The sequence below is a fragment of the Cupriavidus sp. OTU4054 genome, assembly GCF_038440175.1.
Lineage (GTDB): Bacteria > Pseudomonadota > Gammaproteobacteria > Burkholderiales > Burkholderiaceae > Cupriavidus > Cupriavidus pauculus_D.
Genome location: NZ_JASATF010000015.1, coordinates 131,651 through 147,177, shown reverse-complemented (window position 1 = coordinate 147,177; position 15,527 = coordinate 131,651). Strand labels below are relative to the sequence as shown.

The following is a 15,527-nucleotide window of genomic DNA, read 5'->3' as shown; positions in this document are numbered from 1 at the left end:
GATCAGGCGCTCCGCATGCCGGGGACCATCAGCCGCTTCTCGAGCGCCCGCATGCCGCCGGTCACGATCAGCGCCATGGCCAGGTACACCACCGTGGCCGCGGTGAACGCCTCGAAGCCGTTGAAGGTGAAACTCTCGATCTGCCGGCTCTGCGCGGTGAGTTCGTAGACCCCGATGGTCAGCGCCAGCGCGGAGTTCTTGAACACCGTGAGAAATTCCGACGTGAGCGGCGGCAGCACCGTGCGAATGGCCTGCGGCAGTACCACGTGCCGGTACGCTTGCGCGAGTGTCATGCCCGACGCCATCGCGGCCATGCGCTGCCCGCGCGGCGTCGCGCGAATACCCGCGCGCACCTGCACCGCGACGCGTGCCGCCGTAAAGAGCCCGAGGGCCGCGATCGCCGTCCACAGTTCGGGGGCGGGAAGGTCGCGCTTGAGCCAGTGACCCGCGGCGGCGGGCAACAGCTCGGGCAGCACGAAGAACCATAGAAACAGCTGCAGCAGCAGCGGCACATTGCGAAAGGCCGCCACATAGGCCGGCATGATCAGGCGCACGCGTCCGGGCAGGGATCCCACCACGCCGAGCAGCGTGCCGAGCGCCAGCGCGATCGCCCACGCGGCAAGCGAGATGACCAGCGTCATGCGCAGTCCCGTCAGCAGCCATTCGAAGTAGGGTTCCGCGACCAGCACGGACCAGTTCCACGCGTAATTCATGGTCGGGCTCCGGCCGGGGTCATTCGGGCAGCGCGGCCAGCTTGAACGCGGCAACGAGGTCGGGCGACATCGGTACCTGCAGCGGCGTGAACCACGTGTCGTACGACGCTTTCAGTTCCCCGTCGCGCGCGGCTCGCGCGATCGTCGCGTTCACGAGGCTCAGGAACACCGTGCTGTTCTTCTGGATCATGAGGCCGTACGGATCGAACGACAGCGGGCGGCCCACCACCTCGAAGTCCGTGGGGTTTGGCGCGCTCTTGCGCAGGCCGAAGAGCAGGATGTCGTCCGTGGAGAACGCGTCCGCGCGGCCCGTGGACAGCGCGAGAAAGCCTTCGGCGTTGTCGCGCACGGGGACCACGCGCACCTGGAGCTTCTTCGCTTCGATCAGCGACTTCACGAGCCGCTCGGGCGTCGTGTTGATGGGCAACGCCACCGCCTTGCCGTTGAGGTCCTCCACTTCGCGAATGCCCGCGTTCCTGCGAACGAGCAGACGCGTGGTCGAGATGAAGTGCGGCGCGCTGAAGTCGACCTGCGCCTGCCTGCCCAGCGTGTTGACCGTGGAGCCGCATTCGATATCGACGGTGCCATTGGCGACGAGCGGAATGCGGTTCTGCGGGTTCACGGCCACGAAGTCCACCTTGAGCGCCGGATTCTTCAGCCGCTGCTTCACGTCCGCGACCACCTTCATGCAGAGGTCGATCGCATACCCGACAGGCTTCTTGTCGTCGTTCAGATACGAAAACGGTATGGAGGTTTCGCGATAGCCAAGGGTGATGGCGCCCTTCGACTTGATGCGGTCGAGCACCGCGTCGGAAGTCTGCGCGCGGGCGGCTGGAATATGAACCGCCGCGATCAGGGCCAGCAGGGCAAGCGCGCCACCGGGCAGAAGGCGCGAGAACGGTCGAAGTGTCTTCATGGCAGGAACTCTCTGGGTCGGAACGCGTGAAGGGGAAATGGCAGGCGCGCTGGCGTGGGCTAGTCCGTCAGCGCGGAGACGAGCTCGGCGAGGCTGGACACCGTGAGGTCGGGGCGCGCTTCCGCGGCGCCTTCACCGGACAGGCCGAGCAGACGCTCCGGCCGGTTGATCCAGGCGCAGCGCAGGCCGAGCTTGTTGGCCGGTGTGATATCGGCGCGCAGGCTCTGGCCGACGTGCAGGATTCGCTCGCGCGGCACGCCAAGGCGGGCAAGTTCGCCAATGCCGGTATCGAAGTGCGGCCAGTCCGGCTTGTAGGCGCCGACGCGCTGGGCGGTCACGACCACATCGAACTGGAAATCGAGGACGCGGCACGAGGTATTGAGCGAGGCCACGTCGATATTGCTGAGCGCGCCGATGCGGGCCGACTGCTGGAGCCGCACGAGCCCTTCGTGGCTATCGGCGAAGGCGGGCCACGTATGCGGGCTCGCCGAGAACTGGCGGCGGCGGTCTTCGTTTACGGGCACGCCGAACTCGGCGCAGATCTGGTCGAAGCATCGATTGAGCACCTCGGGATAGAGGTGCGCGGGGCGTTCCTTCTGGATGCGCGCGCGGGCGCCGTCGAACGCCATCACAAGCGTACCGGCATCGGCGGAGATGCCATTCTCCGCGGCCCATTGGAGCAGGAACGCCGCGATGGAAGGCTCCCAGTCGATCAGGGTGCCGTAGACGTCGAAGGTGATGGCGTCGAAGTCGGAAAGACGAAGCGTGGTCATGCGTGTGGTCTCTGGGTTGGGAAGGTGTGAGTTAACGATAAGCGATTATCGATAATCGGTAAAGGGATTCTTCTGGTGTAGAATTCGGTCCATCAGGAGATTTCGCATGCACCCTTCGTCACAACTGCTCGCGACGGCGTCCGAGATGCCGGACCGCTCGACGGCCGGCATCCTCGTGGATACGCTCCGCAACGAGATCATTCAGGGGAAGCTGCAGCCCGGGGATCGGCTCAAGCAGGACGCCATCGCGACCCGCTTCGGCGTGAGCCAGACGGTCGCGCGGGAGGCATTCAAGGATCTGATCGGCGAGTGTTTCCTCGTCGCCGAACCGCGCCGTGGCGTCAGCGTGGCGCTGATGTCCGCAGAGGAAGCGGAAGAGACCACGGCGCTGCGCATTCTCGTGGAGGGGCAGGCGCTGGCCTGGGCCATTCCGCTGATGACGGACAGCCACCTCGATACCGCACAGCAGTTGTCGAAGGAACTCGATCGCGCGAAGGATGTGGGCCAGCTGATCCAGCTGAACGCGCAGTTCCACCGCACGCTATATGCGGCATGCGGCCGCGCCCGGACCATCGCGCTCGTGGAGACGCTGCGTCTCGGGTTCGAGCGCTACCTGCGATATACGTGGGAAGCGACGTCCCATGTCGAGCGATCGCAGCAGGAGCACCGCGAATTGCTGGCACTCTGTCGCGCGCGAGACGTGGAAGCCGCGTGCAATCTGCTGCGGGCCCATATCGCCGGCACCGGCAAGCTGCTCGTCGAGCGGCTGCAGGCCGGCAACTAGCGTTTCGGGCCGGCCGCTTATCGCCCGTTCACATACGGCGACAGCGCGTTGGCAATCAGCGTGTTGACGGGCGCGTCCACGCCGGCTTCCTTCGCCAGCGACACCACGCCGCCGCCCAGCCACGGCAGCTCGATGCGATTGCCCTTCTCGAGGTCGTGGAACATCGACGACGTCATCGTGTAGGGCAGGTTATCGACGAGCTTCATGCACTGGTCCGCATAGTCCTCGGGCAGCCGGACGCCGAGGGCACGGCCCACCTGCACACCCTCCGCAATCACCGACCGCAACACGCCGCGGCTGCCTTCGCTCTCGCGGATCGGTCCGATGGTCAGATGCGTAAGGCAGGTCATCGACGAGAGGCCGACCAGGAACACATACTTTTCCCAGAGCACGCGCTGGATATCGTCGGCGAGCAGGGCATCGACGCCCATCTCCGCGAAGCTCTTGACCAGTTGCGCGGAACGCTCGCGGTGCACGCCGTCGTACTCGCCCAACGTGACACGCTGGAGCGCGCCGGTCTGCCGGATCACGCCGGGGCGGCCGATGGTCGTGGCCACGTACCCCACGCCACCGATCACGGCGGCTTCGCCGAACACGCGACGCAGCACGTGGTCCTTGATCACGCCGTTCTGCAGCGAGAGCACCGCGGTATCGGGGCCGGCAATGGCCTGGAGCTCCTGCGCGATGGATTCGAGATCCCACAGCTTGACCGCGATGAGGATGATGTCCGGCCGATCGAGCGACCGGATGTCGTCGGTCACCTTGACCTTCAGGGACTGCAGCTCGCCGTTGTCGCTCTCGATATGCAGGCCGCCTTCCTGCATGGCCCGCAGATGCGCGCCGCGCGCGACGAAGGTCACGTCATGGCCCGCCTGCTGGAGCTTGAAGCCATAAAACCCGCCGACGCCGCCCGAACCGATGACTGCAATCTTCATTTGTCGCCTCCAATTGGTTAACCAATAACATTGATTGGTTCAATTTTGGTACGACAAACGTCCCGTGTCAAATGGCGGCGACGATCGCTACGGACGGAGGAGGGCGGAGGTGATGTGTTCGAGGTGCTCGCGCGAGGCCGCGTAGGCGGCGGCCGCATCGCGGCTGCGAATGGCCGCGACGATCTTGTCATGCTCGCGGCGCGAGTCCACGCGGCGCTCCGCGGTCAGCAGGCGCTGGCGGATGCTTCCCCACTCGACGCCTTCGTCGGCCGCGATGAATGCTTCGTAGGCACGGATCAGCAGCGGATTGTGCGTGGCCATGGCGATCGCGCGATGGAAACCATGGTCGGCCAATTCGTACGCCTCGAAGTCGTCGGCCACGTGGTAACGCTCGGCGCATGCCGTCAGATGGGCCAGATCCTGCGTGGTGCAGTTCATCGCGGCCACCGCGGCGAGGTTCGGTTCGACGGCCAGGCGGGCCTCGACGATCTGCTTCGGGCTGAGGTCGAGCACCTCGCCGTCCATGCCCGGCAGCGCGCCGCCCGGCCGCCGTGGCTGATGCGCGAGGTAGGTGCCGCTGCCGACCTTGCGGACCACGCGGCCCTCCATCTCCATCGCGGCCAGCGCCTTGCGCACGACATTGCGCGAGACCCCGAGCGATTCGGCGAGGGCGCGTTCGGTCGGCAGCTTCGCGCCGTCTTCGGCATTGCCGCGCAGCAGATGGCTGCGGACTTTCTCGACTGCGGCGTCGGCTCTCATTTGGTTAACCAATTTGGCGAATCGAACGACATTGGACTAGGATTGGTTAGATTTTCGGATCGATTGGTTGACACTCTATCACTGCCCCCCGCCTGGAGAAACACCGTGAAGCCCGCCCTGCATATTTCCGCCATCCGGACCCGGTTCGTCAAAGTGCCGATGAAATTTCCGCTCGGCACGAGCGCGGCCCGGGTTACCGCCGCGCCCCTGCTGCTCGTCGATCTCGAGACGAAAGAGGGTGTCATCGGCCGGAGCTATCTGTTCTGCTATCGGGATAGTGGCGCGCGTGCCATCGCCGAGATCATCGCGGAGGCCAACGGGCTGATTGCGGGCATGGAGGCCGCGCCCGCGAAGATCGCGGACTTTCTGGGGCGCCGCTATGCGTTGCTCGGCGTGACCGGCGTCGCGCGCATGGCGCTCGCGGCCATCGATATCGCGCTGTGGGACGCGCAGGCCGTGGCGGCGGAGATGCCGCTGGCCACGTTTCTCGGCGGCACCCTCGATCCGATCCCGGCCTACAACAGCGACGGCCTGGGCCTGATGCCCGCGAAGGACGCGGCCGAGGAAGCCGTGCGGCTGCTCGAACCCGGTTTCCACGCGGTGAAGCTGCGGCTGGGACACGCGGATGCGCGCGTGGACCGGGAGGTTGCGGCCGCCGTGCGCGGCGCGATCGGCAGCGATGCCGCGCTGATGGTCGATTACAACCAGGCGCTGACGGTGCCCGAGGCGATCCAGCGTGGCCGCGACCTCGATGACCTGAATGTCTACTGGCTCGAGGAGCAGATTCGTCATGGCGATCTGCAGGGCTACGCCGCCATTGCCGCGGCGCTCGATACGCCGGTCCAGCTTGGCGAGAACCTCGACGGCCCGGAGGCGGTATTCGACGTCGTGGCCACGCGCGCGGCCGATTACCTGATGCTCGACCCCGCGCGCATCGGCGGTGTCACGGGATGGATGCGAGGCGCGGCGATCGCCGCCGCGCGGGGCGTGCCCGTGTCCTCGCATCTGTTTCCCGAGATCAGCATTCATCTGCTGGCGGCCACGCCGACCGCGCACTGGCTCGAATACACGAGCTGGGCGGACGCGATTCTCGAGGCGCCGCTGGAGATCGTCGATGGCAGGATCGCGCCACCGAATCGGCCCGGGTTAGGCCTGCAATGGTCGGAATCGGGCATTGCGCGCTGCGGACTGGGCTAAAATCCATGCCCCGCACGCATTTCCGCATTCCCGGCCTCACGCATGGACCCGCATACCGAAGCACCCGACTCGGCTGAACCCGAGCAGATTCACGAGCCGCGCCTCTGGAAAGACAAGGGCTGGACCGCGCGCGTCATCAAGAATGAGGACGGCGAAGGCTGGGCTGTCGAGATGATTCGCGATGGCAGTGCCGAACCCGCACTGGTCGGTCCCTGGACCATGGGGCGCAACAAGGTCGATCCGAAGCCGCTCGATGCCACCGCGCATCAGACGCTGGTGAAGACGGCTTCCGAGGTCATTCGCCGCCACGAGCAGCAGCTGCACGCGCAACTGAACAAGCAGGTGTCGATCGAGCTCGGCGACGACGTGATCTCCGTCAGGCTCGCGATCACGCCCGACGAGTTCGAGCCGTTCGGCACGCTGACGGCGGTGAACCCGCTCGGCGACGTGCTCGCGACCGTCAATGTGCGGCCCGATTTCCGCCTCACGCGCGAAAGCGCGGGCCGCTGGGCCGCCGACGGCTTCGGCAAGATTCGCTAGACCGCAGCCATCATGCCGGCCGCCGTGCCAGCACCGCATCGCGCGGGCCGGCATCGACCACGCGGCCCGCTTCCACCACCACGATCGTATCGAAGCGCGCGAGCAGGCTGGGCCGATGCACCGACGCCACGATGCAGGCCGTCGGGAATGCGGCGAACATACGGTCGAACACACGGCCTTCGGCCTGTGGGTCGAGCGCGCTGGTCGGCTCGTCGAGCAGCAGCAGCGAACTGCCCTGCGCGGCCAGCGCCCCGCGCGACAGGGCGAGCCGCTGGCGCTGACCGCCCGACAGGTTGCTGCCGCGCTCGTTGAGCGTGCTGGCCAGCCCATCGGGCATGCGCTGCAAGACTTCATCGAACACGCCCGCATGCACGGCCGACTGCAGCGCCGCCGCGTCGGCCGGTACCCCGAACGTGAGGTTCTCCTCGACGCTGGCTTCGAAGACCTCCGCCTCCTGCGGGATCAGCGTGGCGAGCGTCCGCAATTCGCTCCAGTCGCGTGATTCGCCGTCGCGCAGCAGTTCGCCCTGCTGCGGCCGATAGAGTCCGGCGAGCGCCCGCAGCAACGTACTCTTGCCGCCGCCGCTCGGTCCGATCAGCGCCACGCGCGCGCCACGGGCGAGCTCCAGATCCACGCCATGGAGGCCGCCGCGCGCATCGTTTGCGTAGCGCCAGGTCGCGCCGCGCAGGGCCAGCGTCCGCCATGGCGCATCGGGCACCACCGCCGGCACGATGGCCTCGGGGTCGCCCGGCGCGTCCCAGATCGGCGCCGCGCTCCCGTAGTCGGTATGCATGCGCGCGAAGCTCTGGAAGTTGGTCGCCATCGCACCCACGACGGTGGCGGCCTGCTGCGCATACTGGTAGATCATGAAGATCGTGCCGAGCAGCACGGCCTGCCCGGGCTGGCGCGATTGCAGCACGTATACCACGACCAGAATCCATGTAAGGCCCATGCCGAGCAGATCGACGGCAAACCACTTGCCTTCGTTGACCATGACCGCGCGGCGCAGCGGCGCCATGACGGCGGCCATGCGGTGATCGAGCAGCTTGCGCGAGGCCGCCTGCAGCCGCAGGCCGATGACCGTCCCCGCATTGCCGACGAAGTCGAGCAGCGCGGCCGCGTAGCGGCGCTCGGCATCGTTCTCCGCGCGGGCCAGATGCATGAGCGTGCGGTCGAAGCGCAGGATGATCAGTGCAACGATCACATAACCGGTCACCGCGATGATGCCGCTGGTCCGCGAGAGCAGGGCCAGCGCGACGATGGGGCCGACGAAGTTGAATGCGCTCTGCAGATACCCGAACTGGTTCTGCGCGAAGTCCGAGAGCGCGCGGCTCGACTGCACCACGCGATGCTGGAGCTCGCCCGAGTGATGGCCGTCGCGCCACGCGAGCGGCGCGGAATCGATGCGCGCGTAAAGCTGGTCGGCCAGACGCTCGCGCACGCGCACGCCGACATTGCGTTCGAGCACACGGCCCGGACCATGCAGCAGCCACGAGAGCAGATAGATACCGATGAGGTAGACGATCCACCGGCCGGCGGTTTCCATCTGGCCCTGCTGGAGCGCGTTGATCGCCTGCGCGGCGAGCCACGGCATGGTCAGCCGCAGCAATTGCGCGGCGGAGAGCAGCGCCGCCGCCCCGAGCATATGCGCGCGCACGCCCTCCGCATGCAGCCACAGCGCGCGATAGAGATCGCGCGCGGCGCTGCCGAGGCCGATGGCGCGTGGACGGGGCGGGGGAGGGGGAGGGGACGTTGGGGTTTGAAGCTCCGTCATCAAGTCATCGCTCCTTATGTCTTCAGATCCGCAAGCAGTTGCTCCGCCAGAAAATCGCAGGGCGGGCGCGACGATTGGGCGCTGCGCGCGAGGATGACCTCGAGCGGCGGCAGTTCGGGCAGGCCGTCGGCCTCGCCGAGCACGGTCATTTGCTCCGGCACGCTGCAACGCGCGAGCGGTGCGACGGCCAGGCCCGCATGGACCATGCTGATGAGCCCCAGCAGGCTCGGACTTTCGTATGACATGCGATAGCGGATGCCCGCGCGCTGCAACGCATGGATGGCCGTGGCGCGCGCCGCGCTGCCCTGAGGAAAGACCGCGATGGGGAACGGGCGTTCCTTCCAGACGGCCGGGCCGCCGCGTCCCGCAACCCAGTCGACGGGCTCGTACCGCAGGAATTCGCCGCTGACACCGCGCGATTTCGTGATGCACGCCAGGTCCAGCGTGTTGTCCCTGAGCAGCGGGACGAGCGCATGGCTCGGCATGCCGATAACGCGAATCTCCACGCGCGGATGGGCCGCCGCGAACTTGCGCAGCGCCGAGGGTAGCAGCGACGACGCGTAGTCGTCGGGCACGCCGATCGTGACGCGGCCGCGAATCTCGGGACGCATGATGGCCGACCAGGCTTCCTCGCGCATCGCGAGCAACTGCCGGCCATAGTCGGCAAGCGTGCGGCCGTCATCGGTCAGCGCGACGTTGCGCGTGTCGCGGACGAACAGCGGCTTGCCCAGTACATCTTCGATCGCCTTGATCTGCATGCTGACCGCCGAGGGCGAGCGATGGAGCGCCTCCGCCGCGCGGGCGAACGAGCCCGCGTCGGCCACGGCGACGATCATCTCCAGCACGTCGAGATCGAGCTTGCGCATGAGGGGTGCGTCCGGGGGTTCTATTCGTCAGGAAAGCTGAGTAATCAATTCAGTATATTCCGTTTTACTTATCGATTGCGCAAACCAATACTGGAGCCCTCGAACGTGCGATATCAAGGGGCGGCCATGCGGGCAATGTACGACTTTCTGGCGGTGGGCGGCCTGCTGGCCATCACCCCCGGACCGAACATGGTGTACGTGATGGCGCGCTCGGTATCGCAGGGCACGCGCGCGGGGCTGATCTCGCTCGGCGGCGTCATGCTCGGCTACTTCACCTACATGCTGGGCGCGGCGTTCGGCATCAGCGCGCTGTTTCTGGCGATTCCGGGCGCCGGCCGCGCGCTGGCGCTGTTCGGCACCGGCTATCTGCTCTACATGGCATGGAAGATCCTGCGGCCCGGCGGCCGCTCGCCGCTCGAGACGATGCAACCCGATGCCCCGCCGCATCGCACGGGCACGCGCAAGTTGCTGGCGATGGGCGCGATGACGAGCCTGCTCAATCCCAAGCTCGCGCTCGTGTTTCTCTCCGTGCTGCCGCAGTTCATCGACGACAAGGCCGGAGACATCCTTACGCAGTCGCTGGCGCTCGGCGCCGCATTGACCATCGCGTTTGCGTCGGTCAATGCGTGCGTGGCGGTGGCATCGGGCCGTGTGGCGACCGCGATGGCCGACCATCCGCGCATGCTGGCGGCGCAGCGATGGATCGTCGGCGCGCTGCTCGTAGCGCTTGCGGTCAAACTCGGCATGCAGGCATGGTAGCCTCTCTCCTTTGACAAGACGTCGTCCGCAGACGACGCATGCTACAAGGAGACTCCATTGAAGCCATCGCGCACGCATGCCGCCGCGCTGCTGTTCGCCATCGCTGGCCTTGCCGGCAGTGCTCACGCCGCCTATCCCGACCGCCCCATCAAGCTGATCGTGCCATTCCCGCCGGGCCAGGCTACCGATATCTTTGCCCGCGCGCTGGCGGAGAAACTCGGCAAGCAATTGGGCCAGTCCGTCATCGTGGAGAACCGCGCGGGCGCGGGCGGCAATATCGGCATGGAAGTCGCGGCCAAGTCGGCGCCCGATGGCTATACGCTCGTGATGGCCGGCAGCGCGATGGCCATCAACCAGACGCTCTACAAGAAGGTCAACTACGACCCGCTTCACGACTTCGTACCGGTTACCGGCGTCTTCTCCGTGCCGCTGGTGTTCCTGGCTACGCCGCAGTCGGGGTTCAAGTCGCTGCATGATCTGATCGCGAAGGCAAAGTCCGCGCCGGGCAAGTACAGCTATGCGAGCGCCGGCATCGGCGGCACGCAGCATCTGTCCGCGGAAATGCTGAAGGCGCAGGCGGGCGTGTTCATCGTGCATATCCCGTACAAGGGCAGCGGCCCCGCGCAGGCGGACTTCCTCGGCAACCAGATTCCGCTGATGGTGGACTCCGTTACCGCCGCGATGCCGCTGATCAATACCGGCAAGGCCGTGCCGCTGGCGGTGACCACGGCCAGGCGCGTGCCGCAGCTGCAGGCCGTGCCGACGGTGCGGGAAGAGGGCGTGCCCGGCTTCGAAGCGCTGGGCTGGGCCGTGATGATGGCGCCGGCCGGGACGCCGCAGGCCACGGTGAGCCTGCTGAACGCGGAGACCGTCAAGGCGCTGCAATCGCCGGAACTGCACAAGTTCATCACCGATCGCGGATCGGAGCCGATGCCGATGACGCCCGCGGAGACGGGCAAGTTCGTCGATAGCGAGATCCGCAAATGGGCGACCGTGGTGAAGCGGTCGGGCGCCACGGCCGATTGACGCTGGGTGTCGATACCTCAGCGGTGCGCCGGCTTGCGTGGCCGGCGCGCGCGCGGGGGATTCGATGTGGGATTCGATCCGGGGGCGGTGGCATCGAACTTTGCCGCCAGCCCTTGCTGCCTGAACGCTTCGATGACAAAATCGACGAACGCTCTGGTCTTGCCCGGCAACAGCCGGCGTGACGCGTAATAGAGCGAAATCATCCCCGCATCCGCATGCCACTCGGGCAACAGCCGGATCAGCCTTCCCGCCCTCAAATCCTCCAGCACGTCCGGCACGGCCAGCATCGCCACGCCTAGTCCAAGCCGCACCGCTTCCCGCATCGACGCCGGATCGCTCATCACGATGTCCTCGCCGAGCATCGCGGGCGCTTCGTTGCCCTGCCGGTCGGTCATGGTCCAGCGCCGGATGCGGCCCGTGGTCACGCTGCGCATCACGATCGCGCGATGGTTCGCGAGGTCTTCCGGGCGCGACGGCGCCGCCCCCTTGTGCACGCATTCGGGCGATGCCACCGCGACGACATGCACGGGCGCGAGCGCGCGCGCGACGATGCCTGGCGAGAGGTCGAACCCCCCACCGATGGCCAGGTCGTAGCCCTCGTGCACGAGGTCCACCTGCCGGTTCTCGAAATGGAACTCGGGCCGGACGCGTGGATGTTGGGCAAGAAACGCGGGCAGCAGCGGCAGGATGAAGTCCTTGCCGAGTGAAGGGCTGAGGCTGACCTTGAGCACGCCCGCCGGCTCGGCCGCGCCCGACGCGGTCTCCTCGATCGCGGACTGCAGCGCATCGAGGCTCGTGCCGATCGAGCCAAGAAACCGTTCTCCCGCCTCCGTCAGCGTGACGCGTCGCGTCGAGCGCTGCAGCAGCCGGACCCCAAGATTGCGTTCGAGCATGGCCACGTTGCGGCTGACCGCGGCCGGCGTCAGGCCGAGCCGGCGCGCGGCTTCCGAAAAGCTGCTCAGTTCCGCGCTCTTCACGAAGCTTTCCAGATTGGCGAGGGTCTCCATGGCACCTTCAATGATTGCTTGAAAACGGATCAATTGTAGACCGCCTAATCAAAACGGAATCGCCGCTCTACAGTTTCGTCATTCCACAACGTTCCACAACACACGCCAAGGAGATGACCATGGCACAGGTGATTCGGATCCATGAACACGGCACCCCGAAGGTGCTGCACGCCGAACAAGCCGATATCGGCGCGCCGGGCCGCGGCGAAGTGCGCATCGCGCAGGAAGCCATCGGCGTGAACTTCGTCGACACGATGGTGCGCGATGGCAGCTATCCGCTCCCGCTGCCGGCGATTCCCGGTTTCGAGGCCGCGGGCACGGTGACCGCGGTCGGCCCGGATGCCGGCGGGTTTGCGCCCGGCGATCGCGTGGCGTACTTCTTTGCCGCGGGCGCTTACGCCAGCGAGCGCCTGATCGACGCCGCCAAGCTCGTCAAGCTACCCGACGACATCTGCACGTTCAACGCGGCCACGTTTCTGGCGAAGGGCCTGACCGCATGGATGGGCCTGAAGGCGCTGCACTCGCTGCAGCCCGGCGAGACCGTGCTGGTGCTCGGTGCATCGGGCAGCGTGGGCAGCATTCTCTCGCGCTGGGCCAAGGCGATGGGCGCCACCGTGATCGGCGTGGCCGGCTCGCGCGACAAGCTGGCCAGGGTTCGCGCCGGCGCGCACCACGGCCTGCATGCGGGCGACCCCGCGTTGGCCGAGCGGATTCGCGCGATTGCGCCCAACGGTGTCGATGTGGTCTTCGATCTGGTGGGCAGTGCCACGTCCGCGATTGCCGTGGAAGCGGTGCGCGACGGCGGCGACATCGTTGCCATCGGCGGCGCGTCCGGCGAGCAGCGCTACGACGCCGCGCGACTGCAGGCGCGCGCGGTGCACGTGTTGCGCGGTGGCACCCCGCAGTTCGTCAACGCCAGCACGATCGGCGCGGCGACCGCGGACCTGTTCGGCGCGATACGGGCGGGACTTTTCCGGGACATCGACGTCGTGCATTTCGAGCTTGCCGAAGCCGCACTCGCCCATCAGGCGATCGCCGCGCGTTCGCTGCATGCCATTCCGATTCTCGTGCCGTCCACAGTGAAACGGTGCACCCACTAGCCTCCGATATGGAAACGCCATCCACACAACGACCGGCCGCGTCGCGGGCCGCCTCATGGGCCGCCTCATGGGCCGCCTCATGGGCCGCGGTCGCATCGATCGCGGTCGGTGCCTTCGCGCTCGTGACCACGGAATTCCTGCCGGTAGGCTTGCTGCCGCAGATCGCGGGCGATGTCGGCATTACCGAAGGGCAGGCCGGCCTGATGGTCAGCGTGCCCGGCCTGCTCGCGGCCATCGCGGCGCCGTCCACGATCGCGCTGGCGGCTGGCTTCGATCGCCGCCACGTGCTCTGGCTCATGCTCGGGCTGCTCGTGATCTCTAATGTGCTCGTGGCCACCGCCGTCAACTATCCGATGCTGCTGGCTGGCCGCGTGCTGCTGGGCATCGGCGTGGGCGGCTTCTGGACCGTGGGCGGTTCGCTGGGGCCGCGCCTGCGCGGCGACGGCGAAGGGCCGCGCGCCACCGCCTTGATCTTCTCGGGCGTATCGCTCGGCACGGTGGCAGGCGTGCCGGCGGGCGCATTGCTCGGCAACCTGATGGGATGGCGCAGCGCGTTTGCGGCATCGGCCGCGATCGCCGCGCTCGTCGTGGTGGCGCTCGTCACGCTGCTGCCGCGCATTCCGCCGCAGGCGGGGTCGGGACTCAAGGCCATTCCGCTCGTGCTGCGCCGGCGCGCCGCGCGCATCGGCCTGCTGGCGACGATCCTGATCTTTCTCGGGCAATTCGCGGCCTATACCTATATCGCGCCGTTTCTGAATCAGGTGTCGCATATCGAGGCCGGCGGCCTGAGCGCGGTGCTGCTCGGTTATGGCGTGGCGGGCTTCTTCGGCAACCTGTTCGGGGGCTGGGCGGCCACGCGCGATCGCCATCTCGCGCTGCTGGGCACCGTGGCGCTGCTGGGCACGGCCATCCTGCTGCTGCTCGAGTTCGGGGCGAACATGTGGGCCGCCAGCGGCGCGGTGGTCGCGTGGGGCTTCGCATTCGGCATGCTGCCGATCGCGATGCAGGTGTTCCTGTTCAGCAGCGCGCCCGACCATCTGGAGAGTATTGCCGCGCTGTTCGTCTCGATGGCGCAGGTGGCGATCGGCGCGGGCGCGCTGGTCGGCGGCCTCGTGGCGGACCGCCTCGGCATCCCGGGCGCGTTGTGGCTCGGTACCGCTGCCGCGCTGGCCACCGGACTGCTGCTGCTCGGCGCGCGCGGCAATGCGGGGGCGACTACCAGCCGTAGAAACGCGGCCACGTCCGCACCGAGCCATCCGCACTGACGGCCTGGTACTCGGGATGCTGCGCGCCGGTCGCGCATGCATGGTTCGGCAGGATGCGCAGCTTCGTGCCGATCGGGAAGGTCTCGGCGATGGCAAGGTCGGGCTCGCCGTTGCGCGAGACGATACCGTGCTCCTGATTGGCCCCGCTGATCACATAGCCGTCGATGACCTCGCCCTGCTCGGTGCAGACCTGGCCATAACCGAAGTCGTGCTTCTGGCGCTGTGTGCCGCGGTCGCGGCTCATGGCCATCCAGCCCGCATCGACGATGGCCCAGCCCTTGTCCGTCTGATGACCGATCACGGTCGTCAGCACGGACAGCGCGATGTCGGAGGTCTCGCACACGCCTACGTTGTGCATGACGAGGTCGAAGAACACGTACACGCCGGCCCGTACTTCGGTGACACCGGCCAGTTGTTCGGCGGTCAGCGCAGTCGGCGTGGAACCGATGCTGACCACGTCGCAGGGCAGGCCCGCCGCGCGCAGCCGCTCGGCCGCCAGCACGGTGCCCGCGCGTTCCTGTTCGGCGATCCTGACGAGGGCGTCGTGCGTGTCGTAGTCGTAGCTGGAGCCCGCGTGGGCCATCACGCCGCCGAGGCGCATGCCGCCGGACACGAGCGCGCGACCCACGTCGAGCAGCGTGCCGCTCTCGGGCGGAATGCCGGAACGGTGGCCATCCACATCCACCTCGATCCACACGTCGAAGACCTCGCCATGCGCGTTGCCAAAGGCCGCGATGGCTTCCGCGGTCTGCACGCTATCGGCCACGATCTTGAGGTCGCAGCCCTTGCGGCGCAGCGCCAGCGCTTGCGCGAGCTTGGTCGGCGCCATGCCGACGGCGTAGACGATATCGCGGACGCCCGCATCGAAGAATTGCTCCGCCTCCTTGAGCGTGGAAACGGTGATGCCCCGCGCGCCGGCCGCGATCTGCGCTTCCGCCACTTCGCGGCACTTCGTCGTCTTGACGTGCGGGCGGAACCCGACGCCCAGGGCGTCCATGCGCGACTGCATGCGCGCGATATTACGCTGCATGCGGTCGAGGTCGATCAGGGCGGCGGGGGTGTTCAGCGTGTCGAAGCGCATGATGTCGGCCGAGGCGGCGTTATCGATGAAAG

General features: G+C 67.3%; 16 protein-coding genes. 7 read left to right on the top strand and 9 right to left on the bottom strand.

What is annotated here, in order from left to right; translation table 11 throughout:
• Nucleotides 1–2: 2 nt before the first annotated feature.
• From AAHB16_RS18735 to AAHB16_RS18725, 3 genes are read right to left on the bottom strand one after another with little or no spacing between them, the layout of a single operon-like run.
• Entirely contained in the window at nucleotides 3–713 is a 711-nt protein-coding gene (locus AAHB16_RS18735; RefSeq protein ID WP_342051683.1) for an amino acid ABC transporter permease, read from the bottom strand.
• 19 nt (nucleotides 714–732) lie between these two features.
• Nucleotides 733–1,629 (bottom strand): amino acid ABC transporter substrate-binding protein, encoded by an 897-nt coding sequence (locus AAHB16_RS18730; protein WP_342051682.1) that lies wholly within the window; start codon nucleotides 1,627–1,629, stop codon nucleotides 733–735.
• 59 nt (nucleotides 1,630–1,688) lie between these two features.
• Nucleotides 1,689–2,402 carry an HAD-IA family hydrolase gene (locus tag AAHB16_RS18725; protein ID WP_342051681.1) on the bottom strand — a complete coding sequence of 238 codons (714 nt, stop codon included), beginning with the start codon at nucleotides 2,400–2,402 and terminating at the stop codon, nucleotides 1,689–1,691.
• A 106-nt stretch (nucleotides 2,403–2,508) separates the two neighbouring features.
• Between AAHB16_RS18725 and AAHB16_RS18720 the strand changes: the two genes are divergently transcribed.
• Entirely contained in the window at nucleotides 2,509–3,186 is a 678-nt protein-coding gene (locus AAHB16_RS18720; protein WP_223851790.1) for a GntR family transcriptional regulator, read from the top strand.
• 17 nt (nucleotides 3,187–3,203) lie between these two features.
• On the opposite strand, the gene AAHB16_RS18715 is transcribed toward AAHB16_RS18720, so the two are convergent.
• Together AAHB16_RS18715 and AAHB16_RS18710 are read right to left on the bottom strand one after the other, a co-directional pair.
• Nucleotides 3,204–4,121 carry a ketopantoate reductase family protein gene (locus tag AAHB16_RS18715; protein WP_342051680.1) on the bottom strand — a complete coding sequence of 306 codons (918 nt, stop codon included), beginning with the start codon at nucleotides 4,119–4,121 and terminating at the stop codon, nucleotides 3,204–3,206.
• A gap of 87 nt (nucleotides 4,122–4,208) precedes the next feature.
• Nucleotides 4,209–4,880 carry a FadR/GntR family transcriptional regulator gene (locus AAHB16_RS18710; protein WP_342051679.1) on the bottom strand — a complete coding sequence of 224 codons (672 nt, stop codon included), beginning with the start codon at nucleotides 4,878–4,880 and terminating at the stop codon, nucleotides 4,209–4,211.
• A gap of 105 nt (nucleotides 4,881–4,985) precedes the next feature.
• Between AAHB16_RS18710 and AAHB16_RS18705 the strand changes: the two genes are divergently transcribed.
• Together AAHB16_RS18705 and AAHB16_RS18700 are read left to right on the top strand one after the other, a co-directional pair.
• The gene (locus AAHB16_RS18705; RefSeq protein ID WP_342051678.1) at nucleotides 4,986–6,077 is read left to right on the top strand and encodes an enolase C-terminal domain-like protein; all 1,092 of its coding nucleotides are present in this window, start codon (nucleotides 4,986–4,988) and stop codon (nucleotides 6,075–6,077) included.
• A gap of 42 nt (nucleotides 6,078–6,119) precedes the next feature.
• The gene (locus AAHB16_RS18700; RefSeq protein WP_150375252.1) at nucleotides 6,120–6,617 is read left to right on the top strand and encodes a hypothetical protein; all 498 of its coding nucleotides are present in this window, start codon (nucleotides 6,120–6,122) and stop codon (nucleotides 6,615–6,617) included.
• 10 nt (nucleotides 6,618–6,627) lie between these two features.
• Here AAHB16_RS18700 and AAHB16_RS18695 read toward each other — a convergent pair whose 3' ends face one another.
• On the bottom strand, nucleotides 6,628–8,391 hold the full coding sequence (locus AAHB16_RS18695; protein WP_342051677.1) for an ABC transporter ATP-binding protein: 1,764 nt from the start codon (nucleotides 8,389–8,391) through the stop codon (nucleotides 6,628–6,630).
• Between the two features lie 14 nt (nucleotides 8,392–8,405).
• On the bottom strand, nucleotides 8,406–9,257 hold the full coding sequence (locus AAHB16_RS18690; RefSeq protein WP_342051676.1) for a LysR substrate-binding domain-containing protein: 852 nt from the start codon (nucleotides 9,255–9,257) through the stop codon (nucleotides 8,406–8,408).
• A 126-nt stretch (nucleotides 9,258–9,383) separates the two neighbouring features.
• Between AAHB16_RS18690 and AAHB16_RS18685 the strand changes: the two genes are divergently transcribed.
• Entirely contained in the window at nucleotides 9,384–10,016 is a 633-nt protein-coding gene (locus tag AAHB16_RS18685; protein WP_342051675.1) for a LysE family translocator, read from the top strand.
• A gap of 57 nt (nucleotides 10,017–10,073) precedes the next feature.
• Nucleotides 10,074–11,042 (top strand): Bug family tripartite tricarboxylate transporter substrate binding protein, encoded by a 969-nt coding sequence (locus AAHB16_RS18680; protein WP_150375250.1) that lies wholly within the window; start codon nucleotides 10,074–10,076, stop codon nucleotides 11,040–11,042.
• 17 nt (nucleotides 11,043–11,059) lie between these two features.
• Here AAHB16_RS18680 and AAHB16_RS18675 read toward each other — a convergent pair whose 3' ends face one another.
• Nucleotides 11,060–12,049, bottom strand: coding sequence for a LysR family transcriptional regulator (locus AAHB16_RS18675; protein ID WP_342051674.1), 990 nt, complete (start codon nucleotides 12,047–12,049; stop codon nucleotides 11,060–11,062).
• 119 nt (nucleotides 12,050–12,168) lie between these two features.
• Between AAHB16_RS18675 and AAHB16_RS18670 the strand changes: the two genes are divergently transcribed.
• Entirely contained in the window at nucleotides 12,169–13,149 is a 981-nt protein-coding gene (locus AAHB16_RS18670; protein ID WP_342051673.1) for a zinc-binding dehydrogenase, read from the top strand.
• A gap of 8 nt (nucleotides 13,150–13,157) precedes the next feature.
• Nucleotides 13,158–14,414 (top strand): MFS transporter, encoded by a 1,257-nt coding sequence (locus tag AAHB16_RS18665; protein ID WP_150375247.1) that lies wholly within the window; start codon nucleotides 13,158–13,160, stop codon nucleotides 14,412–14,414.
• Here the strand turns inward: AAHB16_RS18665 and AAHB16_RS18660 are convergent.
• Entirely contained in the window at nucleotides 14,365–15,495 is a 1,131-nt protein-coding gene (locus tag AAHB16_RS18660) for a DSD1 family PLP-dependent enzyme (protein WP_150377378.1), read from the bottom strand. The genes AAHB16_RS18665 and AAHB16_RS18660 overlap by 50 nt on opposite strands.
• Nucleotides 15,496–15,527 lie beyond the last annotated feature (32 nt).